The 25,088-nt window shown below is 69.8% G+C and carries 16 protein-coding genes; 15 read left to right on the plus strand and 1 reads right to left on the minus strand.

Annotation, left to right across the window (positions count from 1 at the left end; genetic code table 11):
- Positions 1–5: 5 nt before the first annotated feature.
- Positions 6–1,493: a glutamate-cysteine ligase family protein gene (locus tag ET475_RS09670; RefSeq protein WP_129389207.1), complete on the minus strand. Its 1,488-nt coding sequence runs from the start codon at positions 1,491–1,493 to the stop codon at positions 6–8.
- 77 nt (positions 1,494–1,570) lie between these two features.
- Between ET475_RS09670 and ET475_RS09675 the strand changes: the two genes are divergently transcribed.
- From ET475_RS09675 to tuf, 15 genes are all read left to right on the plus strand, one after another.
- A complete protein-coding gene (locus tag ET475_RS09675) occupies positions 1,571–2,809 on the plus strand; it encodes an amidohydrolase (protein ID WP_129389210.1) in 1,239 nt (412 codons plus the stop codon).
- Positions 2,810–3,337: 528 nt separating this feature from the next.
- Entirely contained in the window at positions 3,338–4,417 is a 1,080-nt protein-coding gene (locus tag ET475_RS18265) for an ECF transporter S component family protein (protein WP_129389213.1), read from the plus strand.
- Between the two features lie 2 nt (positions 4,418–4,419).
- Positions 4,420–4,920, plus strand: coding sequence for a hypothetical protein (locus ET475_RS09685; RefSeq protein WP_129389217.1), 501 nt, complete (start codon positions 4,420–4,422; stop codon positions 4,918–4,920).
- Positions 4,921–4,946: 26 nt separating this feature from the next.
- Entirely contained in the window at positions 4,947–5,591 is a 645-nt protein-coding gene (locus tag ET475_RS09690; RefSeq protein WP_129389220.1) for a spermidine/putrescine ABC transporter substrate-binding protein, read from the plus strand.
- 262 nt (positions 5,592–5,853) lie between these two features.
- Positions 5,854–6,984: a serine/threonine-protein kinase gene (locus ET475_RS09695; protein ID WP_129389223.1), complete on the plus strand. Its 1,131-nt coding sequence runs from the start codon at positions 5,854–5,856 to the stop codon at positions 6,982–6,984.
- A 1-nt stretch (position 6,985) separates the two neighbouring features.
- Entirely contained in the window at positions 6,986–13,237 is a 6,252-nt protein-coding gene (locus ET475_RS09700; RefSeq protein ID WP_129389226.1) for an Ig-like domain-containing protein, read from the plus strand.
- A gap of 49 nt (positions 13,238–13,286) precedes the next feature.
- The gene (locus ET475_RS09705) at positions 13,287–14,252 is read left to right on the plus strand and encodes an AAA family ATPase (protein ID WP_129389230.1); all 966 of its coding nucleotides are present in this window, start codon (positions 13,287–13,289) and stop codon (positions 14,250–14,252) included.
- Entirely contained in the window at positions 14,249–15,667 is a 1,419-nt protein-coding gene (locus ET475_RS09710) for a DUF58 domain-containing protein (RefSeq protein ID WP_242497585.1), read from the plus strand. Before ET475_RS09705 ends, ET475_RS09710 begins: the two co-directional genes overlap by 4 nt.
- Entirely contained in the window at positions 15,664–18,165 is a 2,502-nt protein-coding gene (locus tag ET475_RS09715) for a transglutaminase-like domain-containing protein (RefSeq protein WP_242497586.1), read from the plus strand. The genes ET475_RS09710 and ET475_RS09715 overlap by 4 nt, the downstream gene beginning before the upstream one ends.
- Before the next feature lie 11 nt (positions 18,166–18,176).
- Positions 18,177–19,763 (plus strand): DUF5684 domain-containing protein, encoded by a 1,587-nt coding sequence (locus ET475_RS09720; RefSeq protein WP_129389233.1) that lies wholly within the window; start codon positions 18,177–18,179, stop codon positions 19,761–19,763.
- Positions 19,763–20,338 carry a hypothetical protein gene (locus tag ET475_RS09725; RefSeq protein WP_129389236.1) on the plus strand — a complete coding sequence of 192 codons (576 nt, stop codon included), beginning with the start codon at positions 19,763–19,765 and terminating at the stop codon, positions 20,336–20,338. The genes ET475_RS09720 and ET475_RS09725 overlap by 1 nt, the downstream gene beginning before the upstream one ends.
- Positions 20,339–20,571: 233 nt before the next feature.
- Positions 20,572–20,940, plus strand: a complete 369-nt coding sequence (rpsL, locus tag ET475_RS09730; protein WP_013584051.1) for a 30S ribosomal protein S12 — start codon at positions 20,572–20,574, stop codon at positions 20,938–20,940.
- 5 nt (positions 20,941–20,945) lie between these two features.
- A complete protein-coding gene (gene rpsG, locus ET475_RS09735) occupies positions 20,946–21,416 on the plus strand; it encodes a 30S ribosomal protein S7 (protein ID WP_129389239.1) in 471 nt (156 codons plus the stop codon).
- A gap of 111 nt (positions 21,417–21,527) precedes the next feature.
- Positions 21,528–23,642 carry an elongation factor G gene (fusA, locus tag ET475_RS09740; RefSeq protein ID WP_129389242.1) on the plus strand — a complete coding sequence of 705 codons (2,115 nt, stop codon included), beginning with the start codon at positions 21,528–21,530 and terminating at the stop codon, positions 23,640–23,642.
- A gap of 157 nt (positions 23,643–23,799) precedes the next feature.
- Positions 23,800–24,990 carry an elongation factor Tu gene (gene tuf / locus ET475_RS09745; RefSeq protein ID WP_129389245.1) on the plus strand — a complete coding sequence of 397 codons (1,191 nt, stop codon included), beginning with the start codon at positions 23,800–23,802 and terminating at the stop codon, positions 24,988–24,990.
- Positions 24,991–25,088 lie beyond the last annotated feature (98 nt).

Here is a 25,088-nt window from a genome sequence, read left to right on the forward strand (position 1 = left end):
GAGGGCTACCGTTTCGGGCCCGGAACCTCCCAGGTGTGCACCGGGGCGTTCGCGTGCATGCCCTCGATGTACAGGCGCAGCATCTCGGCCAGCGCGTGCGGGCGATCCAGACCGCGCTCCTCGAAGGCTTGCACTGTGGCCACCTGCCATGATGAGCCGTTGACCCGCTCTTTGCAGCGCTCCTCGATGATCGACAGATAACGGTCGCGCACGGCGGCCGAGACATCCCATCGCCCCAACCCTTCATGGGCCAGGGGGAGCAGCCGGCGCAAGACAAGTTCGTCCCAGGGCACCGCGCCGATGCCCGGCCAGTAGAAGGTGGCGTCGATGCCGCGCCGTGCACCCTCGGTGAAGTTCGCGCGGGCCGCATCGAAGCTCATCTTCGTCCACAACGGGCGGTCCTGCTCGGCGAGCATGCGCACCACGCCGTAGTAGAACGCGGCGTTGGCCATGACATCGGCGACGGTCGGACCGGCCGGGAGTACGCGGTTCTCCACCCGCAGGTGCGGGGCGCCGTCGACGACGTCGTAGACCGGACGGTTCCACCGGTACACCGTGCCGTTGTGCAGGCGCAGCTCTTGCAGCTTGGGTGCGCGGCCCGCGCGCAGTTCGGCCTCGGGATCCTCGTCGGTGGTCTCGGGCAGCAGGGCGGGAAAGTAGCGCACGTTCTCTTCGAACAGATCGAAGATGCTCGTCACCCATCTCTCGCCGAAGAACACCGGCGGCCGAACACCCTGATTGCGCAGTTCGGGGGAGCGCGTGTCGGTGGCTTGCAGAAACAGCTCGGTGCGGGTCTCGGCCCACAGGTGCCTGCCGAACAGGTACGGCGAGTTCGCGCCGAGCGCCAGCTGGGGGCCGGCCACGAGCTGCGCGGCGTTCCAATGCGCGGCGAACGCGGCGGGCGACACCTGCAGGTGCAGCTGCACCGAGGTGCACGCCGACTCGGGCGCGATGGTCGGCGAGTACATGCGCAGCGACTCGGCGCCCACGATGTTCAGCTCGAGGTCTTCGCGGCGGGCGGCGAACACGGCGTCGTCGAGCGCGGCGTAGCGCGGGTTGGCACTCATCCACTCGCCCTGCAGCTGCTCGGGCTGCAAAGTGGGCAGGATGCCGATCATCACTATCCGTGCGCCCACCTTGCGGGCACGTTCCTCGGCGTGGTTCATCGACCAGCGCAGCAGTTCTTCCAGGTCGAGCGCCGAGTCGCCCGGCAGGGGCCGCGGCGGCACGTTCAGCTCGATGTTGTACCGGCCCAGTTCGGTCTGGAACGCCGGGTCGGCGATCGCGCCCAGCACCTCGGCGTTGGCCATCGCCGGGTGGCCCTCGTCGTCGACGAGGTTCAACTCGATCTCCAGGCCGGTGAGCGGGCGCTCGAGCTCGAAAACCTGGTCGCGCAGCATCTGCTCGAACACGTCGAGGCACCGCTGCACCTTCGCGCGGTAGGCCGTGCGCTGCTCCCGTGTGAACACGGGCGAGGTGATGTCGTCACCCATGGCGACGAGCATGACACATGTCGGGCCCGCTGTCGCGTCTACGCTGGGGGCGACGACACGAGAGGGGCGGTCGGGGCATGGCCGACAGGGATGACGCATCCGATGAGATCGCCGACGCGCCGGCAGGGGCCACCGATCCGGCGGCCGGGCGCGGACCGGACTGGCTCGACGGGATGCTCGCGACCGATCTGCCCCGACTCGTGCGACTGCGCCGACACATCCATGCGCATCCTGAACTCTCGTGGCACGAGAACGCGACGACGCAGCTGCTGCACGATGCCCTCGCCGCCGCGGGCGTGTCGGCGCAGGTGCTTCCCGGGGGCACGGGTCTGGTCGCCGAGATCGACGGGGGAGCGCCCGGACCGGTTACGGGGCTGCGCGCTGACATCGACGCACTGCCGGTCACCGAAGCCAGCGGCCTGCCGTTCGCCTCCACGGTGGACGGCGTCGCGCACGCGTGCGGCCACGACGTGCACACGACGATTCTGCTCGGCGCGGCGCTGGCGCTACAGGCGGCTCCCGGGTTCGCAGGGCGGGTGCGGCTGCTCTTCCAACCCGCCGAAGAGCGGATGCCGGGCGGATCGCACCAGCTCGTGGCATCCGGCGCCCTCGACGGCATCGACCGGATCTTCGCTCTGCACTGCGACCCACGGGTGCCGGTGGGGCAGGTCGGGCTGCGGGTGGGCGCCATCACGTCGGCGTGCGACATGATCGAGCTCGAGGTCACCGGGCCGGGCGGGCACACCTCGCGTCCGCATCTCACGGTCGATGTCGTCGGCGCGCTGACGACGGTCGCGGCTCGACTGCCGTTGCTGGTGAACCGCAGACTCGACCCCCGGTCGGGTGCGCTCCTGGTCTGGGGCGCGATCCAGGCGGGCGCGGCATCCAACGTCATCCCTCGGCAGGGGCAGCTGCGCGGCACTCTGCGGGTCATGGATCGCGCCGCGTGGGACACCGCCGAGCAGATCGTCACGGAACTCATCGGGCAGCTGCTCGCGCCCAGCGGTGCGAGATATCAGCTCACGTACATCCGTGGGGTGCCGCCCGTGGTCAACGATGCCGAGGCGGTCGCCCAGCTGCAGCGTGCGGTGTCGGCGGGTGTGGGAACCGACGCCGTCGCCGACGCCGAGCAGTCGGCGGGCGCGGAAGACTTCGCGGTGCTGCTCGATCACGCCCCCGGAGCGTTGGCGCGGTTGGGGGTGTGGGACGGCCTCGAGCCGCGCGTCGACCTGCACTCGACCGGATTCCGTGCCGACGAGCGAGCCATCCCGGTCGGGGTGCGCACGCTCGTGCACACCGTGCTGGCCGGCGCCTGAGGGCCGCGCCGGCGGTGCGGCCGGCGGTGGGCGGGGTGCCGTGTGTTCGTGCCGGCGGTGGGCGGGGTGCCGGGTGTCGTGCGGCGTGCAGTGTTCAGATCTCCGTCCATCCGCACGTTCAGAGCCTCGAATCAGGTGATTTCGGCCTCTCCGGTTCGATTCCAGCTGAGTTTTGAACGCACCGCCGGCGGCGAATGGATGCTGCGGCTCAGTCGATCGACTCGGGAGAGTGTTGCGAGGAGGTGTGTCGTTCGGCGTTCGGCGCCCGAGGCGCACACGAGCGCGCCGTCGGCCGCTCCGACAGGCGCGGTCGGCCGCTCCGACACGCGCCGTCGGCTGGCTGCTCAGACACGCGCGGTCGGCCGGCCGCTCCGACACGCGTCGGCCGGCCGCTCCGACACGCGCCGTCGGCCGCTCCGACACGCGCCGTCGGCCGCTCCGACACGCGTCGGCCTGCCTCCCCGACCGTGGCGGGGCGCGGCGGTACCCTCACAGAGTGGGGACCGTCCCCGTGTGAGGAGTCCATCGATGAGTGATCCCCAGGAGCCCGTCGGCGAACCCGTCGAGGAGCCGGAATCCGTCGACGACGTCGTGGGGCGCGCGCACGAGGGCCTCGCCGAGGCCGAGGCCGCCGGCCGCACGGCGACCGATGAGAACACCACAGTCACCGGGTCGACCGAGCCCGCCGCCTCCGAGCCCGCGACGCCGGCGGCACCCGACGCCGCTGTGCCCGAGCCCGCCGCACCCGCGCCTACCGCTGAGTCCGCCGGCACCGATGCGGCGCCGTCCGACGCCGACGAACCCGCCTTCGTCACGCCGGGGCTGGGCGATGCGCCCGCTGAGGCCGAGGCCGCGCCCGCACCTGGGACCGAGTCGTACGCGGCCGCCGAGCCGGTCGTCACGCCCGAACCGGTTGCGGAGTCGTATGCGGCATCCGAACCGGCAGTCGCCGCCGAGCCGTATCCCGTCGCCGACGCGTACGCCACCGACGCCACGGCCGGCGCCGCAGCCGCGGCATCCCTCGCCACGGAACCGGCAGCGCCGCAGCCGATCTTCGTGCAGGCGCCCGAAGAGCCCCGCCCACGCGGAAACCGCGGTGCCGCCGGCGGAATCGGTCTGATCGCCGCCGTCTGCTTCGCGTTCCTGTACCTCGATGCGGGGGTCGTGATCGGGCTGGTCAGTGGAGATCTGGCGACCTCCGACATCGGCACGTGGCTCACCGATGCGCTGACCACGTGGGGCCTGTGGGTACCCACTGTCGTCTTCTTCCTCGCGTTCTGGCTGCTGGGAGCGATCATCAACCGCGGCCGTTGGGGCGTGTGGGTCATCTTCGGGCTGCTGGTGGGCGTCGCCGCCTGGGGCGGTCACCTGCTCGGCCAGCTGTTCGAGGCGCCGTTCTGGAACGTGACGGCATCGGAGGGCGCCGACATCGTCAACGCGCAGCTGTTCGCACCGCTGGCGATCGCCGCCTTCATCATCGGCCGCGAGCTGACCATCTGGTTCGGCGCCTGGGTCGCTCGGCGCGGTCGCCGCATGACAGAGCTGAACGTCGAGGCGCGCCGCGAATACGAGCGCACTCTCGAGGCGGGGCCGCAGCTGGCCCGCTGAGCGTGTCCGGTGCACCGGGCGGATCGCCCCGCGATACATCGGGCGGTCCGGTGCGCCCGGTCGTGGCCTGGGCGTTCGCCACGGTGCTTTTCGTCGCCCTGATGGTGGGCGGACTCGGGGTGGTGAGCCTGACCACCGGCCGCGATGTCATAGCGGTCGCCGATTTCGGTGAACTCGTCGGCACGGCAGCCGCGGCATTCGCGGCGGCGGCATTCGCCGGAGTGCTGTGGATGCTGCTGCGCCGCCCGCAGCCATCGCTGTGGGGTGCGGTCGGCACGGCCGCGTCGGCGTTCCTCGTCTATCTCGCAGCGGTGTGGATCGGGGGCACCGCACACACGGGCGACGTCGTGCTCGCGGCATCCGTCGCCGGCTCACTGGTCACCGGTGGCTTCGCCCTGGTCGTGGCAGGGGCGGGGCTGTTGGCCGGATGGGGCGGGATTCTTCTCGTGCGCAGCAGCGGCGGGCGGCCGCGTTGGCCGTGGGAAGGCCGTGACGAGCCGTGAGCGGCGTCGCGCGTTACGGTGGAGGCGTGGAGCGCTCCCTGGAAACCCAGGTCAGCCGGGCAGTCGATGCCTGGCTGCGGTGGTTGCCGCGGTGGGAGCCGGCCACCCACCGAGGCCGTGTGGCCGTCTGCCGGCGGTGTTTCGGCTCGCCGGTGCTGTCGGCGGCCGGCGTCGGGTCGGATGTGCCGCACGGCGTGCAGCACGGCCTGTCGATTCGCATCAAGGCGATCATCGACCGTGCGGTGGCCGAGTACACGGCGCGCAACCTGCCGATGCTGCAGGCCGAGCTCGACCAGCAGGCCGAACGCAATCGTGCGCGCAGCTATCGGCCGGGTGAGGGGCTCGATCCCGAGTTCGAGGGGATGCCGCTGGACCCCGAGCCGATGCCGGGAGCGCCGTTCCTTTTCACCCTGGCCGGTATGGCCGATGAGGCCGACGCCGAGATTCCGGCGTTGCCTCCGCTGAGCGAAGAGGCCAAGACCGCGCTGCGCCAGGAGGTGGGCCTGGCCGACGAGTACGCGAACATGGTCGGGCGCGAAGTGTGCACGATTCTGCTCAGCCACCGGCTGCGCATTCAGTCGGCGATCGCCGAGTTCGTCGAGCCGCAGGTCGCCGCGCTGCTCGAAGACCTCACCCGCTCGCTCGACGCCCCGTTCGATCCCACCGACTGACCCCGCCCCGCCCTCTGGGAAATTCCATATGGAATTTCCCACACCACATGAAACTGCCGGCGGTTTGATGTGGTCTCGCAAATTCCATATGGAATTTCCCGGGGGAGGCGGCGCTGCCGGGGAGAGGCGCCGCCGCCCGGCGACACGCCGCACGGAACCTCCAGCGCGATTTGCTACGATGGCCGGGCCCGACCGCTGTCTGCGCGCATCGCGGACGGTGCCGGTGATGGCGCGCGCGCGGCGGACATGGGGAGGGATCGGGATGCCCAAGCGCCTCCCCTCGGACCCACCGGTGCTTCCCGGCCTCACCTACGTGCGCCCGCTCGGCTCGGGCGGCTTCGCCGACGTGTTCCTCTATGCGCAGGATATGCCCCGTCGCCAGGTTGCGGTCAAGGTGCTTCCCACGGGCATCCACGAGGCCGAACTCGTGCGCATGTTCAACGCCGAGGCCGACATTCTGGCCCACTTGTCTGCGCACCCGTCGATCGTGACGGTCTACCAGGCCGGCATCTCGGCCGACGGCCGCCCCTATATCGTCATGGAGTACTGCCCGGGCTCGCTCGCCCAGCGCTACCGGCGCGAGCGCCTGCCGCTGGATGAAGTGCTCACGACCGGCGTGAAGATGGCCGGCGCGGTCGAGACCGCGCACCGGGCCGGTCTCATCCACCGTGACATCAAGCCCAGCAACATCCTCATCACCACCTTCGGCTCTCCGGTGCTGGCCGACTTCGGCATCTCGGCGTCGCTTGCCCCGCGCAACGGCGAAGAGGTGCTGGCGATGAGCGTGCCCTGGAGCGCGCCCGAGGTGATCGCCGAGCAGACCTCGGGCACGGTCGCCAGCGAGGTGTGGGGGCTGGGCGCGACGGTGTATTCGCTGCTGGCCGGGCACAGTCCGTTCGAACGCGCCGAGCCGGGGCAGAACGGGCGCGATCAGCTGCGCCGCCGCATCCTGCGCGCATCGTTCCCCCCGATGCGACGACCCGACGTGCCCGCCCAGGTTCTCGAGGTGCTCGCGGTGGCGATGTCACGCGATCCCCGCGACCGCTATCCGAGCGCGCTGGCGTTCGCGCAGGCACTGCGCGACGTGCAGTACACCCTCGGGTTCCCACCCACCCCTCTCGAGGTGGCCGTCGAAGAGTGGGTGCCCGGTGATCAGACCGTCGATTTCGGGGATGCCGCGGCCCGCGGCCCGCAGATAAGCTCGGTGCCGCACACCTCACGCCGTCGCGCGACCGCCCCCACTCCGCTGACCGCACGCGACGAGGACACCGACATCTCCTCGCCCCAGACGGTGGCGGCACGGCGGATCTGGCCCTGGCTTGTGGTCGGGGCCGTGGCGTGCGCGGCAGCCGTTCTCGTCGTCTGGGCCGTCGCCTCCGGAGGTGTGGGCTGATATGCGCCGCCGATCCGTCATCGCAGTGGCCATCGCGACCGCGGCCGTCGCGGCATCCGTCATCGCCGTCAGCGTGGTGTGGCCGGGCTTGGACTCGCAATCCACGCCGCCAGAGGACACCTCCGTCTGGGCGCTGCAGACCGGTCAGGGGCGCCGTTACGCGCGGGTGAACACGGCCGTCGGCGAACTCGACACCGTGCGCAGTGTGTCCAACCCGTCGGCGGTGGCGCAGACCGGCGACGGGGCCTACTTGTTCTCGGAGAGCTACGGCAAGATCACCCGCATCGACGAGGCCATGCCCGAAGACCTCGACGACGACGCGCTGCGCGAATCGCCGTCGACGCCGTCGGGCACCGTGGAGGCCACCGTCACCGGCGGATATGTGGCCTATCGCACCGACTCGGGCGCCGTCTACGCCGGCCGGCTGGGCGAGTCGACCCCCGCCCAGCTGAATCCCGACGGCACAGGCCCCGACGCACCCCAGTTCACCGCCCAGGCGATCGCCGTCGACGACGCGGGCACGGTGTTCGCCTATTCGCAGAAGGATGCCGTCGTCGTGCGCTATCGCGTCTCCGACGGCGAGGTGCTCGGCCGCGACAAGGTGCCGGCCGCTCCCGACGGCGCGAACCTGGGGCTCACCGCGGCGAAGGGCACCTGGTTCCTCGTCGACGAAGACGCCGGAAAGTTGTGGCGCCGCGGCGCCGAGGCCCCGGTCGAGCTGCGACTGGTCGGCGATGTCGCCTACAGCCGGGCGCGTTCCACGGGGGATGCCGCGTGGATCGCCGATGACACCGGCCTGCTGAAGCTGCCGGTCGAAGGATCGCCCGAGCAGGTCATGGGCGGCGCCAGCCGCGATCTGGGTACCCCCGCCAAACCGGTCGTCGACGGCGGCGTCGTGTTCGCGGCGTGGCTGGGGACCGACACGGGAACCCTGTGGCGCTCCGACACCGGTGAACAGGCGCTGGACTTCAACGATGCGACGCTGGGCGACGAGCGGCGTCCCGTGTTCACCGGCTCCGGCACCGGGCTGATCCTCAACGAGACCCGCAGCGGATGGGTGTGGAACGCGCGCAGCGGCGCGTTGCTGCCGTCGAGTCAGGACTGGTCGCTCGATGAGGACTCGGCGCCCGAGACGGCCCCCAGCGACGAACAGGCCCAGGTCGTGATCGACCCGAAGCCGCCCGTGGCCGAAGACGACAAGTTCGGCGTGCGTGCCGGCAGCCTCGTCAGCCTGCCGGTGATGCTCAACGACCACGACCCCAACGAAGACGTCCTGACCATCGATGCCGGCAGTCTCAGCGGCCTCGACTCGGCGTTCGGCACCCTCTCGGTCACCGACAACGGGCAGCGGCTGGCGGTGCGGTTGGCCGCCGATGCGCACGGTTCGGCGACGTTCCGCTACCGGGTCTCCGACGGCACGGCGAAAGACGGCCTCTACTCCGAGCCGGCCACCGTCACCCTCACGGTGAGCGGCGCCGACGAGAACTCCGCGCCGAAGTGGTGCGGAACGACCGGATGCCTCGCCACATGGCCATCTCCCCAGGTGGCACCCGGCGGCACTGTCACGATCCCGGTGCTCGACGGCTGGGTCGACCCCGATGGTGATCCGCTCATGCTGCTCGGGGTCACCGACACCTCGGGGACGGGCTCTGCGGCAACCACCCCCGGCGGCGAGGTCGTCTACCAGCACGCCGACGCGTCGATCACCGAGCCGCAGATCGCCCAGCTGAAGGTCGTCGTCGGCGACACCCGGGGCGCCACGACGACGCGCGACCTGACGGTGCGCATCACCCCCAAGCCCAAGCTGACGGCCGAGTCGTTCGCTGTGACCGAGACGCAGGGCGCGGGCATCAGCGTCGACGTCGGGCCGCACGTGCAGGGCACGCAGGGGCGCCTGTCGCTGTCGGCGGTGCGCGTGCTCGACGACGCGGCCGTCGACGCCGTGGCCACCGCCGGGGGCACGAGCTTCGACATGAGCGCGACCGGCCCCGGCATCTACCGGGTCGCGTACACGGTCACCGACGGTGAGAGCGACGCCTCGGCCACCGCGCGGGTCACGGTGCTGCCCGAAGACGCCCCGGCGCAGTTGGCGACAGCGCCGGTGGTCGCCTTCGTGCATCCGCAGCAGGACGTCACCCTGGATGTGTTCAGCGCCGTGAGCAACCCGACAGGTCGCGTGCTGCTGCTCAGCGACATCACGCCGCACACCGTGTCCGGTGCGACGATGTCGGTGGATGCCGTCGGGCAGAACTATCTGCGCATCTCGGGGACCACCGCCGACGGGTCACCGGGCAAGCTGGGCACCATCACCTATACGGTCTCGGACGGCACGAACGACGCGGGTGCGCGGATCATCGGCGAAGCGACCGTGTACCTGCTGCCGGCATCCGCCGACCTCGCCCCGATCGCCGTCGACGACGCGGTCGTCGCCCGCGCGGGCGCCCAGGTCGACATTCCCGTGCTCGACAACGACGTGTCGGCGTCGGGCGGGGCCATCACGCTGAACCCGGCGTCGGTGCGCTCGTCGACGAAAGACGCCCTCGCCTTCGCGTCGGGTCGCCTGCTGCGCTACCTGGCCCCGACCGCACCCGGCGACTACCGGGTGGAGTATTCGGTGTACGCGGCCGGCTCGCCGACGCTGTCGGACACCGCCGTCGTGCGCATCAAGGTCATCTCCGATGAGGCCAACCGCGCCCCGCGGCCGCGCACCCTCACCGGCCGTGTGCTCACCGGCCAGAGCGCGACCATCCCGTTCCGCTCGTTCGGCGTCGATCCCGACGGCGACGACGTCGATCTCGACCGCATTCTCACCCAGCCCGCCAGCGGTTCGGCGACGATCTCGGCCGACGGTGAGTCGATCGTCTACACGAGCGTGGCCGGGTTCCACGGTCAGGTCTCGTTCACGTACCGGGTGGTGGATGCCGCGGGTGCGACGGGCACTGCGACGGTGCGGGTGGGCGTGCTCGACGAGCAGGCGAATCCGAGTCCGGTGACCTTCACCGACTATGTGCAGCTGCAGGTGGGCGCCGACAACACCGTGCGTGTCGATCCGCTGGCCAACGATGTCGATCCCACCGGCGGCACCCTGAAGCTCTCGGGCGTGCGGCCCGACGCAGTGCAGAAGCTCGCCGACGGCAGCGACAACCCCGAGTACGCGCGTCTTGCGGCGCTCATCGGCGATGTCGACGACGCCGAGGTGGTGATCGGCGCAGGCTCGGCGCCGGGCACCATGTCGTTCCTCTACGACGTGACCAGCAGCACCGGAAACACCGCCCGGGGACTGATAGTGGTCAAGGTGGTGCGCGAGGCGGTGCCCGACTATCCGGTGGTCTCGGACACGCTGCTGACGGTGAGCACGCGTGAGCAGTTCACCAGCGGCGTCGACGTGGTCTCGGGCAAGGTCAGCTGGACCGGCGGCGATGTCTCGGGTCTCACCTTGAGCCTGTGGGCAGACCCCGCCGATGTGACGGTATCGGGCACAAAGCTGGCAGGTCCGATGCCTGCCCACACCCGGATCATTCCGTTCGCGGTGACCGGTACCTCCACGGCCGGCCAGAAGGTCACGTCGTACGGCTTTCTGCGGGTGCCGGGCGACGACGATCTGACACTGGCTCTGAAGCCCGACGTTGCGCCCCAGCAGGTCACCGAGCGCGAGTCGGTGACCTTCGACATGGCGAAGCTGGTCAGCCTGCCCACCGCGGCCACGCTCGAGGTCGGCGACAAGCCCACTGCGACGAAGGCGCGCGAGCAGGCCAGCTGCGAGCTCGTGAGCGGTACGGAGGTGCGCTACGTCGCCGGCGAGGGCGCGCCGTGGACCGATGCGTGCGTCGTTCCTGTGCGACTTTCGGGACAGAAGGAGTGGACCTACCTGTCGGTGCCGATCGCCATCACGGCGCTCGACCCGGTGCCGGTGCTCGAGTCCGCCTCGCTGACGGTGAGCCCGGGGGCGACCGTCAGCTACGACCTGAAGACCCTCACCACCTGGCAGGGGCGCGACGACTGGGACAACATCGTCTACACCGTCGACTACAGCGGGCACGACTTCTCGATCGCGCAGAACGGCACCACCGTGACCGTGACGGGAGCCGACGCCGCGCCGCCCGCCGATGAAGAGGTCGCCGTGGTCGCCGTCTCCAGCCACCCGGGCGTCGCACCGGCCCGCCTGATCCTGCGCGTGGGTGCGGTGCCTTCCACGCTGCCGAAGGCGGGCACGGTGGCGCAGAAGTGCTCGCAGGCAGACGGCTCGGGGTGCACGATCGCGGTGATCGGGGCGGCCGGTGAGGTCAACCCGCTGCCGGGTACCCCCCTCGAGCTCGTCGACGTGCGCGACGGCGGTCTGTGCACCGGCGTCACGTTCTCTGTGGCGGATGCCTCGCACGTGCGGGCGACATGGGCCAAAGACACCGCCGGTCAAACCTGTACGGCGGCCTTCTCGGTGCGTGATGCGCAGGGCCGCACGACCGCGGGGGAACGGGACGGGCAGCTGCTGCTCGACCTGCACGGATATCCGAAGGCGCCGGCGGCCATCGTGCAGTCAGGGTACGGCGACGGCTCCGTGTCATTGCGCGTCGATGCGGGTGCGGCGAGCCAGGCATATCCGGCGCTGACCGGTTTCGTCGTTCGCTACAAGGGCGATGTCGTGGCCCGGTGTTCGGCCGACGGCGTCTGCCCCGACATCAAGGCGCCCAACGGCGAGGCGCGCCAGTACGAGGCGAAGGCCGTCAACTCGGTCGGCGAATCGGCCGGTGCCGTGACCACCACGGCGTGGGCCTACGACGCCCCGCCGACCCCCGCCAAGGTCAGCGCACAGCCCATCGTCACCGGCAACGGCGACGGCGGCATGATCTCGATCACGGTGGACGGCATCGACGCGGCCAAGACCGCTGCGCTGCGCATCACCAGCGAGGGCGGCGACTCCGTCGACATCGATGTGCGTCGCGGTGCGACATCCGTCAGCGTCCCCAGCTATCGCATCGGCAGCAACAGCGCCACGCCGCTGACGGTGACCCCGATGTCACGCTTCACCCTGCCGCCGGGCTTCGACGGGTCGACGACCGGGCAGGCCAAGACGATCCTCGCCAACGGCGTGGGTGCGCCCAAGAACCCCGACCTGACGCTGACGGCGAGCTCGGACGACGCCGACAACACGACGATCAAGGCCTCGGGCTCGGCCACGGCCAACGGCGCCGGGTCCCAGGTGCGCTACGGAATCGTGCTCGACGGCGATCGGTGCGTGGCAACGGAATCCAGCGCCTCGGCGCAGTTCGTGGTCGACGCGGGGCGCACCTACACCTACCGACTGTGCGCGGAATCGTTCGTCGGAGATACGTCGTTCGGCCGGGTCGAGACGACGGCGCAGACCGTCGCCAAGGCCGGCAACGGGCCGAAGGGCTACACGTACACGGTGGCCGCCAAGCCCGATGTCGACGCCGGCGCGCACCGCGCCGAGTGGACCATCAAGGACGACCCGACCTCGACCGAGGACGTCCCGAGGTTCGCGAAAGTCCGCTTCAGCGGCCTGGACTCCTCGACCTTCGACCGTGACCCGGGCATCGAGGTCTGGTACGACTACGGCATCTTCTCGGGACCGCACAGTACTGTGACGGCGGCCGCCGACAGCGCGCCGTACCAGGTGTGGGCGCAGTGGCAGCTCAAGGTCTGCACGGGCGGGCAGAACCTGCAGGCCTCGGGCAGCTCGAGCGGTAACAGCGCCACCGTCTCATTCGACTACTCGAAGGCCTCGTACAAGGACGTCTACGGCAACGCCCTCGAGGTCGCCACGGCCGGTGTCGTGCCCGATTACGCCGTCTCGGTGTCGGGCGTCACGGTGACGGTGACCTGGCCGTCGACCTGGGGGCTGAACAACGCGACCTCGACGTTCGGCGGGTCGTGCGAGCCGAAATCCCTCGCTTCGCCGACGATCTCGTCGGCGAAGGGCACCGCCGACGGGGTCGTCGTGGTCTGGTCGAAGGTCGACGACGCGACCGGTTACCAGCTGCAGCACAAGGTCGACGGCCAGTGGAAGAACGTCGGCGACAGCACTGCGGAGACGACGTACACGGATGGTGACGCCGACTTCGCCGGCACCACCCACGACTACCGCGTGATGGCACGCAACGCCCACGCCGAGTCGACCTACTCGGACACCTACACCTCGACGACGTACCAAGCGCCCGAGCCCGAACCCACCGAGACGACTGACCCCACCGACCCCGATCCAACCGACCCCGGTGACGGCACCGGCTCAGGCTGACCTCGCCGGCATCCAGGTCCACACCGAACACCCCGACAGGAAGACACGAATGACGATCCCCCAGGAACAGGCCACGTGGTTCGCCGACACGTTCCGGCAGCTCGCCGAGAACGTCGAGCACGCCGTGCTCGGCAAGCGCCACGTCATCGAACTGGTCCTGGTCGCCATGCTCAGCGACGGTCACGTGCTGCTCGAAGACGTTCCCGGCACCGGCAAGACGTCGCTTGCGCGCGCCCTCGCGCAGTCGGTGCAGGGCACCAACACCCGCATCCAGTTCACGCCCGACCTGCTGCCGGGCGACATCACCGGCATCACGGTGTACGACCAGAAAACGGGCGTGTTCGAGTTTCACGCCGGCCCGGTGTTCGCGAACATCGTGTTGGCCGATGAGATCAACCGCGCCAGTCCCAAGACGCAGGCAGCCCTGCTCGAGGTGATGGAAGAGGGAAAGGTCACCATCGACGCGGTCACCCGCCCGGTGGGTGTGCCGTTCCTGGTGATAGCGACGCAGAACCCGGTCGAGCAGGCCGGCACCTACCGGCTGCCCGAGGCGCAGCTCGACCGCTTCCTGATGAAGACCTCGCTCGGCTACCCCGACCACGCCGCGACCGTGCGCATTCTCGACGGTGCGGCGGTGCCGACCTCGCGCCTCGACGCCGTCATCACACCGCAGGCCCTGGTCGGCATGGCCGACCTTGCCCGCGAGGTGTACACGAACGCCCTCGTGCTCGACTACATCGCCCGCATCGTCGATGCGACCCGCTCGGCCGAGCAGGTGCGGCTGGGCGTCAGCATCCGCGGCGCGCTCGCACTGACCCGTGCCACCCGCACCCGCGCCATTTCGCAGGGGCGCACCTATGCCACTCCCGACGACGTGAAGGCGCTCGCCGGGCCGGTGCTCTCGCACCGTCTGATCCTGCATCCCGAAGCCGAGTTCGACGGCGTGACCGCCGAGGCGGTCATCGGCCAGATCCTGCTCGACGTGCCGCCGCCCAGTCAGCGCGAGGGCGCATGAGCCTACGCGCCACCACCCGCGCTGCGGCATCCGGCTTTCCGGAGGGGACCACCCTCACCGGGGGAATGACCGCGCCCGACGGCACCACCACGCGCCGCACGCAGGTCACCGCGCGCCAGCGCAGCTGGCTGGTGCGCGCGGTGGTGTCGGCGCTGGAGGCCGCCCGCATCACCCGGTCGGCGACATCGACGGCGGCGAACTGGCTTTCGCAGACCGTGACGGCGGCCGGCTGGCTGGTGGTGGCACTGGCGACACTCGGCCTCGCGCTGGGCTGGATCTTCGGCTGGGTCGAGGCTCTCGTGGCCGGTTTCGCGTCGGTCGCGCTGCTGATCATGAGCATTCCCTTCCTGTTCGGCGCGCGCGGCTATGACGTGTCGGTGCACCTTCCACACGAGCGGGTGGTCGCCGGCGACCCCCTCGACGGCCAGATAGTGATCCGCAACATCGGCACGCGCACGACCCTTCCGGGCCGCCTCGATCTTCCGGTCGGCCACGGTCTCGTCGAACTGGGCGTACCCCTGCTGCGCCCCGGCCATGAGGTCGCGCAGCCGGTGTCGATTCCGGCCATGCGTCGCGGGGTCATCACCGTTGGCCCGCCCACCGCCGTGCGCACCGATCCGGTCGCCCTGCTGCGCCGCGAGCACGAGTGGGACGAGCGCCATGAGATCTACGTGCACCCGCGCACGGCGCTGGTGCCGGGAACGAGCGCGGGCATGATCCGCGACCTCGAGGGCAATCCGTCGCGGCGCATCGTCGATGCCGATATGTCGTTCCACGCCATTCGCGAATACGTGCCCGGCGATGCCCGCCGGCAGATCCACTGGAAGTCGACGGCCAAGACCGGCCGGCTCATGGTGCGGCAGTTCGAAGAGACGCGGCGCTCGAAGTTGGCGGTGATCCTCAGCCTCGCCGAGGCGGAGTACGCGACCGACGACGAGTTCGAGCTCGCCGTCAGCGCGGCCGCATCACTCGCAGTGCAGGCCGTGCGCGACGCGCGTGAGATCGACGTGGTCACCGGCACTGACATCCCACGCGTCGTGCGCGGGCGGATGCGGTCGATCGAGGTGCTGCAGGCCGGAACACCGCGCGGCCTGCTCGACGGCTTCTCACGGCTGAACGCCCTGGAGAGCACCATGCCGCTGCCCGAGGTCTGCCGGTTGGCCGTCGAGGCCTCCGACACCCTCTCTCTGGCGTTCGTCGTCTGCGGTTCGCAGACGACCCCGCGCGGCCTGCGGCAGGCGGCCCTGGCGTTCTCACCGGCCACCGCGGTGGTCGCGGTCGTGTGCGACGAGAAGGCGCACCCGCGCACCCAGCCGCTGGGCGCACTCACCGTCATGACCGTGGGGCTGCTCGACGACCTGCCGGCGCTCATGCTGCGCGGCACCCAGACCGCGGTGGCGGGGGTCGACGGATGAGGCGGCGCGACAACAGGCCGGTGCGGGGCGCGGCGGCGCTGCGCAACTCGATGGTGTACGCAGGCACGGTGTACGCGATCGCCATGGCGGCCGTGGGGCTGTTGGCGGCGTGGCCGATTTACGCCGACCCCCGGTTCCTCGTGCTCGCCGGTGCCGCGGTCGTCGTGGCCGTGCTCATTTCGGCCGGGGCGACGGTGTGGCGCTGGCCCGGATGGCTCACTGTCGTGGCCGGCGTGATCGGAGTGCTCCTTCTCGGCCTGGCGCTCGCGGTGCCGCCGGCGAACCTCGCCGGCCTGCCCGCGTCGCTGCGCGATCTGGCCACCGGTGCGCTCACCGGCTGGAAGGATCTCGTCACCGTCGACCTGCCGGTGGGCACCTACCGCAACCTGCTCGTGCCGGCGCTGATGGTCTTTCTGGGCGGCACGCTGGGCACCCTTCGGCTCGGCTGGCGCACGCAACCGCACGGCGCCGTGGCCGCGGTCGTCGCGTTGCTCATGCCCACGTTCGGACTGCTGTTCGGCCGCACCGTCACCAGCGCGGCGGTCGTGGTCGGCCCGGTGACGATTCCCGCCGTGCGCGAGCTGGCATGCGGCGTCATGGCTCTGGTCATCTCACTGGCCTGGCTGGCATGGCGCACAGCGGCACGGCGCCGGGCGGCGCTGCAGCGTGCCGCCGACAGCAGTGGAGTGCGTCTGTCGCGTCGGCGCCGTGCCACCGACACCCGTCGCGGCGTGCTGGCCGGAGGCATGGTGGTGCTGGCGGTGGCCGCCGCCGCCGTGGTCACACCGGCGGTCGCCGAGGGGCGCACCCGCGACGTGCTGCGCAGCGGTGCCGGACCGGCGCAGGCCATCAGCCAGGCGGTGAGTCCGCTCACCGACTATCGCGCGAATTTCGGCGACGACGTCGTCGACGCCCCGCTGTTCACGGTGCGCCCGGTCGCCGGCGCCTTGCCCGACCGCATCCGCCTGGCCACGCTCAGCTCGTATGACGGAGCGCAATACCGGGTTGCGGCATCCGATGCCGACGGCAGGTTCGTGCGGGTGCCCTCGCGCCGTGCGGCCGCCGCCGGCACCGAGGCCACCGCCCAGGTGACCATCGAGGGGCTCAGCGGCATCTGGCTGCCGACGTTCGGTTCGATCGAGCAGGTGCAGTTCTCGGGACAGGATGCCGCATCCGCCGCCGACTCGTTCTATTACGACGCCGACGCCGAGGCGGGAGTGCTCACCGGCGGCACCGCGTCGGGTATGAGCTACGAGATCACCGCGACCACCGCCGCCGCGCCCGCTCTCGCGTCGCTGCGCGCACCCGGTGCTTCCCCGTCGGTGACGATCCCCGACAGCGTCACGTCGTGGATCGAGAAGCAGGATGCCGGCACCGGGGGTGCCGCGCTGGCCACCCTGGTGCAGCGGCTGCGTGAGCGCGGATACCTCAGCCACGCGCTCACGGTGCCCGACACCGGTGCCGCGTGGATGAAGCAGCTCGGTGACGGATACGTGTTCCAGCCCAGCACCTCGGGGCATTCGCTCGCCCGTATCGACACCATGTTCCGCCGGCTGCTGGCCCGCCAGGCCGATGCCGATGCCGGGTCGCTCGTTGCCGCCGCCGGCGACGACGAGCAGTTCGCGGTGGCGGTCTCGCTCATCGCCGAGAAGCTCGGCTTTCCCGCACGCGTCGTGGTGGGTGCACGGCTGTCGGGCGATGACACCGACCTGAGTGTGTGCGCCGATGGAGTGTGCACGGGCGGTGACATCACCGCGTGGACGGAGGTGCGGGATGCCTCGGGCCAGTGGGTCGCCGTCGATGTCACCCCGCAGCACACCGAGGGCGCCGACACCGCCGTGACCAAGCTGCGCGACCCCGAGAATGCGACCGACGTGCGCTCGGAGAACGCCGAAGAGGTCGATCCGCCCGACCCGACCAAGCAGGACTCCACCGATTCGTCGACACACGATGACCAGAGTGCCGACCTGAGCAGCGTGTGGGCTCTGCTGCGCATCGGCGGCATCGCCCTGGCCGCGGCCCTCGTCCTGATCGGTCCGTTCGCGGCGATCCTGGCGGCCAAGGCGGTACGTCGCCGCTCACGCCGCCATGAGACATCGCCGGCGGCGCGGGTGGTCGGCGGCTGGGAGGAGTACGTCGACGTGGCAGTCGATCACGGCAAGCCGATGCCCGGCAACGACACCCGCACCGAGGTGGCCGAGCGTTACGGGACGCCGGCGGCGACGGTGCTGGCCGTCGAGGCTGATCGTGCCGTGTTCTGGGAAGGCGCGCTCACCGACGACGAGTCGCAGCGGTTCTGGAACATCATCGACCAAGAGCGGCGCCGCATGGCGGCATCCGTTCCGCTATGGCGTCGCATGCTCGCGGCCGTATCGTTGAAGTCGTTCACCCGGGGTGTCACGCCCCGCTCCGTGCGTCGCCGCGATGGCGCGGCGCGCACCCTGCCCGGTACCGAGAGGAGAGGGCGCGGCCGGCAGGCGGCGTCCGCTGAGGAATGAATCACATCGACATGGCTGCCGTGATCGTCTCGGCCCTGATATCGCTGGTGGTGACGGTCGCGCTCTACATCTGGGTCGGGCTCGCACTGTCCACGGTGTTCCGCAAGACCGGTGACGACGAGTGGAAGGGCTGGGTCCCGGTTCTGAACACCGCGACCCTGCTGCAACTGGGCGGATTCGGCTGGTGGTGGGTGCTGCTGCTGCTCATCCCGGGGGGATCTCTCGCCGTCTACGTGGTGATGGTGATCGCCTGTCATCGCATCGGTGTGCGGTTCGGCTACGGCGCGGGGATGACGGTGCTGGCCGCCCTGCTGTTCCCGGTCTGGGCGTCGATTCTCGCATGGCGGCCCAACCGGTGGGTCTCGGCTCGTGAGGCTGCCCCGCGCGGAGGGGGTCCGCACCGCACCGGTGCGCCCGCGCCCAGTTCGTGGCTGCCGCCGGCCCCCGCCGGCCCGTCATGGCACGCGGCCCCGTCGACTCCGCCACTGCCGCGCATGCCGGCATCCGCCGCCGCGGCATCCCCGGCGCCGGCTGTCGCCTCTGCGCCGGTCATCGCTTCGGCGCCGCTGGGATCGGCACCGTCACCGGCTGCGCCCGCTCCCGCACCGGCCCCGATCCGCTCGGCGCCCGCATCGTTCGCACCCGCGGCATCCGCAGCACCCGCGGCACCTCCGGCATCCGCGACACCTCCGGCATTCGCCGCACCCGCGGCATCCGCGGTTCCCGCAGGACCCGCGGCATCCGCAGGTCCATCGGCACCGGTCGAGTCGATCCCGACCGTGTCGCACCCGACCGTCTCGGATGCCCTGTTCGCCGATCTCGCCGATGATGATGACGACGACGCCGACCCGATCGATCATCTGCGGGTCAGCCGCAGTGCCCCGTTCACCGGCACCGTGCAGATAGTGCCCGAGGCCACCGACGATTCGCAGGTCGGTCCGCGTCGCGCCGTCGTGCCCGCGCCCGAGCAGACTGAGGACGAGCCGCGGGCCGATGCCTGGGTGCGTGATGTGCCGGTCTGGAACGACGCCGAACCGGCCGGAAACCCGTGGGCGCCGCCCGCGCCGAGCGCTCCGGCCCAGGTGCGTCCGTTCGATCCGACGGCGTTCTCCGACACCTCGGGCGAGGTGTCGGCCGTGGCCGGCGCCCCCTCACTGGGCGTGCCCATGTCAGCGCGGTCGTCGGTGTCGGCCCGGCGCCAGGCGCCCGAGCTGCCCGACGCCGAAGAAGCGTTCGACGAGACGATCATCGCCGTCCGCAAGCGCACCCCGTGGATGCTGGTGCCGCCGCTGGGTGCTCCCATTCCGATCCTGCAGGATGTCATCATCATCGGGCGGCGTCCCACCAGCGACCCGGCGTACCCGTCGGCGCAGCTGGTGTCGGTCGTCGACGAGACGCGCACGATGAGCAAGACCCACGCGCGTCTCGAGCTGCGGGACACGCTGTGGATAGTGACCGATCTGGATTCGACCAACGGCGTCGTCATCATCGACGAGGACGGCACCGAGATCGAGGCCGAGCCGCAGCGACCGCTGCCGATCATCGAGAAGTTCCTGCTCGGCGACGCCGAGCTGCGCTTCGTACGCGACGGGTCGTGATGTCCGAGCCGGTCGACGGGGAGGGCGACGAGTTCGACGAGACGATCGTCGCGCGGCGCCGCACGGTGCCGGCGCCCGCTGACGGTGTCAGCGACGAGGTCGCCGACGACACCGTGGTCGCATCGCGGCGGCGTGGGCAGGCGCCGGCCGACGAACCGCCGGCGGCAAACGACGATCCTGACGACACCCTCCTCGCCGGTCGTCATGGCGGCGGGGTCGAAGACCGCACCGCACTGGCGGATCGCAACGCCGATCGCGGCGACGTCACCGTGCGCACGCCGCGGGCCGGCACGGCACCGGCCGACGGCATCCGTCCCTTCGTTCCACCCACCGGGCGGACCGCCGCCGATGGGGCGGCGACACAGTCCATCTACCGCCCGCGGCCCGTCGAGCCGGCCCGCGTGCGCCGCACGCCGCCGGCGCCCCACGCGCCGCTGGCGCCGGTCGACACTGCTGCGCAGCAGCACGGTGCCCGGTCGAGCCGGCTGCGCACGGTGCTTCTGGTGGTCGGGATCGTCGCCCTCGTGGCCGTGGCCGGTGTGGTGCTGCTGGTGGCCCTGCTCACCGCTGTTTGACCGCCCTGCCGCAGACGCGTATCATTGAGGCAGTGTGCGCTCTTGCGCTCCTTGTGTTGCGCCTCGGCGCAGATCGGGACTCAGAGCCGCGCGACCAAGGGCTCGGCCTGCGAACAGGTCACCCCCACGGCATATCCACCATTCCAAAAGTTCGGCACGATCGTGCCGCGCCGGTGGATTTGTGGCGAAACCACGACCGCTGTCACCGTGCAGCACAACAGAGAAGGAAGAACGTGCCAACCATTCAGCAGTTGGTTCGCAAGGGGCGTTCGCCGAAGGTCTCCAAGACCAAGGCGCCCGCACTGAAGTCGAACCCGCAGCAGGCGGGCGTGTGCACCCGTGTGTACACGACCACGCCGAAGAAGCCGAACTCGGCCATGCGCAAGGTCGCCCGTGTGAAGCTCCGCAACGGAACCGAGGTCACCGCCTACATTCCGGGCGAGGGTCACAACCTGCAGGAGCACTCGTTGGTGCTCGTGCGCGGTGGTCGTGTCAAGGACCTCCCCGGCGTGCGTTACAAGATCGTCCGTGGCGCCCTGGACACCCAGGCCGTCAAGAACCGCAAGCAGGCTCGTTCCCGCTACGGCGCGAAGAAGGGTTGAGTTAGATGCCTCGTAAGGGTCCGGCCCCCAAGCGCCCCGTCGTCAACGACCCGGTCTACGGCGCGCCCGTCGTGTCGCAGCTGGTCAACAAGATCCTCGTGGACGGCAAGAAGTCCCTCGCCGAGTCGATCGTCTACGGCGCCCTGCAGGGTGTCGAGTCGAAGTCCGGCCAGGACGCCGTCGCCACGCTCAAGAAGGCGCTCGACAACGTGCGCCCCACTCTCGAGGTCAAGAGTCGCCGGGTCGGTGGTTCGACCTACCAGGTGCCCGTCGAGGTCAAGCCTCACCGCGCCAACACGCTCGCCCTGCGCTGGCTCGTGAGCTACGCCAAGGGTCGTCGTGAGAAGACCATGACCGAGCGCCTCCAGAACGAGATCCTGGATGCCTCGAACGGCCTGGGTGCCGCGGTCAAGCGCCGCGAAGACACCCACAAGATGGCCGAGTCGAACCGCGCGTTCGCGCACTACCGCTGGTAACAACCACCACCCCGGTCGTTGAGCGAGGCCCGGAGGGCCGAGTCGAACCGCGTTTCGACTCGCGGCTGCGCCGCTCGCTCAACGACCGAGTAAAGACAAGGAAGACATCCCGTGGCACAAGACGTGCTCACCGACCTCAAGAAGGTCCGCAACATCGGCATCATGGCGCACATCGATGCCGGCAAGACGACGACGACCGAGCGCATCCTCTTCTACACGGGCGTCAACCACAAGATCGGCGAGACGCACGACGGTGCATCGACCACCGACTGGATGGAGCAGGAGCAGGAGCGCGGCATCACCATCACCTCCGCCGCGGTGACCTGCTTCTGGAACGGTACCCAGGTCAACATCATCGACACGCCCGGTCACGTCGACTTCACCGTCGAGGTGGAGCGCTCGCTGCGCGTGCTCGACGGCGCGGTCGCTGTGTTCGACGGCAAGGAGGGTGTCGAGCCCCAGTCCGAGACCGTCTGGCGTCAGGCCGACAAGTACGACGTGCCGCGCATCTGCTTCGTCAACAAGATGGACAAGATGGGCGCCGACTTCTACTTCACGGTCTCCACGATCGTGAACCGGCTGAAGGCGAAGCCGCTCGTGCTGCAGCTGCCCATCGGCGCCGAGAACGACTTCGTCGGCGTCGTCGACCTCGTCGAGATGCGTGCGCTGGTCTGGCCCGGCGATGCCAAGGGCGATGTGACCATGGGCGCCAAGTACGAGATCCAGGAGATCCCGGCAGACCTGGCCGAGAAGGCCCAGGAGTACCGCGAGAAGCTTCTCGAGACGGTCGCCGAGTCTGACGAGCACCTGCTGGAGAAATACTTCGGCGGCGAAGAGCTCACCGTGGCCGAGATCAAGGGCGCGATCCGCAAGCTCACCGTTGCCGGCGAGCTGTATCCGGTGCTGTGCGGTTCGGCGTTCAAGAACCGCGGCGTGCAGCCGATGCTCGACGCGGTCGTCGACTACCTCCCCTCGCCCGAGGACGTGCCCGCCATCGAGGCGCACGACCCCAAGGACGAAGAGAAGGTCATCGAGCGTCACCCGAGCCGTGACGAGCCGTTCGCGGCGCTGGCGTTCAAGATCGCCGTGCACCCGTTCTTCGGTCGCCTGACCTATGTGCGCGTCTATTCGGGTCATGTCGACTCGGGCGCTCAGGTCATCAACGCGACCAAGGGCAAGAAGGAGCGCATCGGAAAGATCTTCCAGATGCACGCCAACAAGGAGAACCCGGTCGACGCGGTCACCGCCGGTCACATCTACGCCGTCATCGGCCTGAAGGACACCACCACCGGTGACACACTGGCCGACCCGAGTGCCCCCGTGGTGCTCGAGTCGATGACGTTCCCCGAGCCGGTCATCGAGGTCGCCATCGAGCCGAAGACCAAGGCCGACCAGGAGAAGCTGGGTGTGGCCATCCAGAAGCTCGCGGAGGAAGACCCGACGTTCCGCGTCGAGCAGAACTCCGAGACCGGTCAGACCGTCATCAAGGGCATGGGCGAGCTGCACCTCGACATCCTCGTGGATCGCATGAAGCGCGAGTTCAAGGTCGAGGCGAACGTCGGCAAGCCGCAGGTCGCGTACCGCGAGACGATCCGTAAGGCCGTCGAGCGTCACGACTACACGCACAAGAAGCAGACCGGTGGTTCGGGTCAGTTCGCGAAGATCCAGTTCGCGCTGGAGCCCCTCGAGGTCACGGCCGAGAAGACGTACGAGTTCGAGAACAAGGTCACTGGTGGCCGCATCCCGCGCGAGTACATCGAGCCCACCAACCAGGGCTTCCAGGACGCCATGCAGGTCGGCGTGCTGGCCGGCTACCCGATGGTCGGCGTCAAGGCGACCCTGATGGACGGCGCCTCGCACGACGTCGACTCGTCGGAGATGGCGTTCAAGATCGCCGGTTCGATGGGCTTCAAGGAGGCCGTCCGCAAGGCGAACCCGGTCATCCTCGAGCCGCTCATGGCCGTCGAGGTGCGCACGCCCGAGGAGTACATGGGCGACGTCATCGGCGACCTGAACAGCCGCCGTGGACAGATCCAGGCGATGGAAGACGCGCAGGGCGTGAAGGTCGTCCGCGCGCTCGTCCCGCTCTCGGAGATGTTCGGCTACATCGGCGACCTGCGGTCCAAGACCAGCGGTCGCGCCGTCTACTCGATGGAGTTCGACAGCTACGCCGAGGTACCTCGCGCCGTGGCCGAGGAGATCATCCAGAAGACCAAGGGCGAGTGATCGCCCGGATGCCGGGGCCTTGAGCCCCGGCATCCACCCCTCTACAACTTCACATCAACACACAAGCCGTCTCTACTAGACTGAGAGACATCCCCGTAGCGAACCGGTCGCAATCCAGTGCCCGGAATCGCTACACGACCGTCCTGAGGAGGACCCAGTGGCTAAGGCCAAGTTCGAGCGGACCAAGCCGCACGTGAACATCGGAACGATCGGTCACGTCGACCACGGCAAGACCACCCTGTCTGCCGCGATCTCCAAGGTGCTCGCCGACAAGTACCCGTCGGACGTGAACGTCGTCCGCGACTTCTCGTCGATCGACTCCGCTCCGGAGGAGCGTCAGCGCGGTATCACCATCAACATCTCGCACATCGAGTACGAGACCCCCAAGCGCCACTACGCTCACGTGGACGCCCCGGGCCACGCCGACTACGTCAAGAACATGATCACCGGCGCCGCTCAGATGGACGGTGCGATCCTCGTGGTCGCCGCCACTGACGGCCCGATGGCGCAGACCCGCGAGCACGTTCTGCTGGCCAAGCAGGTCGGCGTGCCGTACCTGCTGGTCGCGCTGAACAAGTCCGACGCGGTCGACGACGAGGAGATCCTGGAGCTCGTCGAGCTCGAGGTTCGCGAGCTGCTGGCCAGCCAGGGCTTCGCTGAGGATGCCCCCGTCGTGCGTGTCTCGGCGCTGAAGGCGCTCGAGGGCGACGAGAAGTGGACGCAGTCGATCCTCGACCTCATGGAGGCCGTCGACGAGTCGATCCCCGACCCGGTGCGCGACAAGGACAAGCCGTTCCTGATGCCGATCGAAGACGTCTTCACGATCACCGGTCGTGGCACCGTCGTCACCGGTCGTGCCGAGCGTGGCACCCTGGCCATCAACTCCGAGGTCGAGATCGTGGGTCTGCGCCCGACGCAGAAGACGACCGTCACCGGTATCGAGATGTTCCACAAGCAGCTCGACGAGGCCTGGGCCGGCGAGAACTGTGGTCTGCTTCTGCGCGGCACCAAGCGTGACGACGTCGAGCGCGGCCAGGTCGTCGCCAAGCCGGGTTCGGTGACCCCGCACACCAACTTCGAGGGCACGGCGTACATCCTGTCCAAGGACGAGGGTGGCCGTCACAACCCGTTCTACACGAACTACCGTCCGCAGTTCTACTTCCGCACCACCGACGTCACCGGCGTCATCTCGCTGCCCGAGGGCACCGAGATGGTCATGCCCGGCGACACCACCGACATGGCCGTCGAGCTGATCCAGCCGATCGCCATGGAAGAGGGCCTCGGCTTCGCGATCCGTGAGGGTGGCCGCACCGTCGGCGCCGGCACGGTGACCAAGATCGTCAAGTAGTCTTCGCGACTTCTACGACAGGGGCCGGATCCTTCGGGGTCCGGCCCCTTTCGCGTGCTCGGTTGTTGCTGCATGGGGTAGCGCCCGGGCGCATTTTG

Source organism: Microbacterium protaetiae (assembly GCF_004135285.1).
In the GTDB taxonomy this organism is placed as follows: Bacteria; Actinomycetota; Actinomycetes; order Actinomycetales; family Microbacteriaceae; genus Microbacterium; species Microbacterium protaetiae.

What these genes read in the sequence shown, in the direction of transcription:
- ET475_RS09715 (WP_242497586.1), top strand. Translation starts at nt 15,664, where the DNA reads ATGAGGCGGCGCGACAACAGGCCGGTGCGGGGCGCGGCGGCGCTGCGC.
- ET475_RS09675 (WP_129389210.1), top strand. Translation starts at nt 1,571, where the DNA reads ATGGCCGACAGGGATGACGCATCCGATGAGATCGCCGACGCGCCGGCA.
- rpsG (WP_129389239.1), top strand. Translation starts at nt 20,946, where the DNA reads ATGCCTCGTAAGGGTCCGGCCCCCAAGCGCCCCGTCGTCAACGACCCG.
- ET475_RS09705 (WP_129389230.1), top strand. Translation starts at nt 13,287, where the DNA reads ATGACGATCCCCCAGGAACAGGCCACGTGGTTCGCCGACACGTTCCGG.
- ET475_RS09720 (WP_129389233.1), top strand. Translation starts at nt 18,177, where the DNA reads ATGGCTGCCGTGATCGTCTCGGCCCTGATATCGCTGGTGGTGACGGTC.
- ET475_RS09710 (WP_242497585.1), top strand. Translation starts at nt 14,249, where the DNA reads ATGAGCCTACGCGCCACCACCCGCGCTGCGGCATCCGGCTTTCCGGAG.
- ET475_RS09670 (WP_129389207.1), bottom strand. Translation starts at nt 1,493, where the DNA reads ATGGGTGACGACATCACCTCGCCCGTGTTCACACGGGAGCAGCGCACG.
- ET475_RS09695 (WP_129389223.1), top strand. Translation starts at nt 5,854, where the DNA reads ATGCCCAAGCGCCTCCCCTCGGACCCACCGGTGCTTCCCGGCCTCACC.
- ET475_RS18265 (WP_129389213.1), top strand. Translation starts at nt 3,338, where the DNA reads ATGAGTGATCCCCAGGAGCCCGTCGGCGAACCCGTCGAGGAGCCGGAA.
- ET475_RS09725 (WP_129389236.1), top strand. Translation starts at nt 19,763, where the DNA reads ATGTCCGAGCCGGTCGACGGGGAGGGCGACGAGTTCGACGAGACGATC.
- ET475_RS09700 (WP_129389226.1), top strand. Translation starts at nt 6,986, where the DNA reads ATGCGCCGCCGATCCGTCATCGCAGTGGCCATCGCGACCGCGGCCGTC.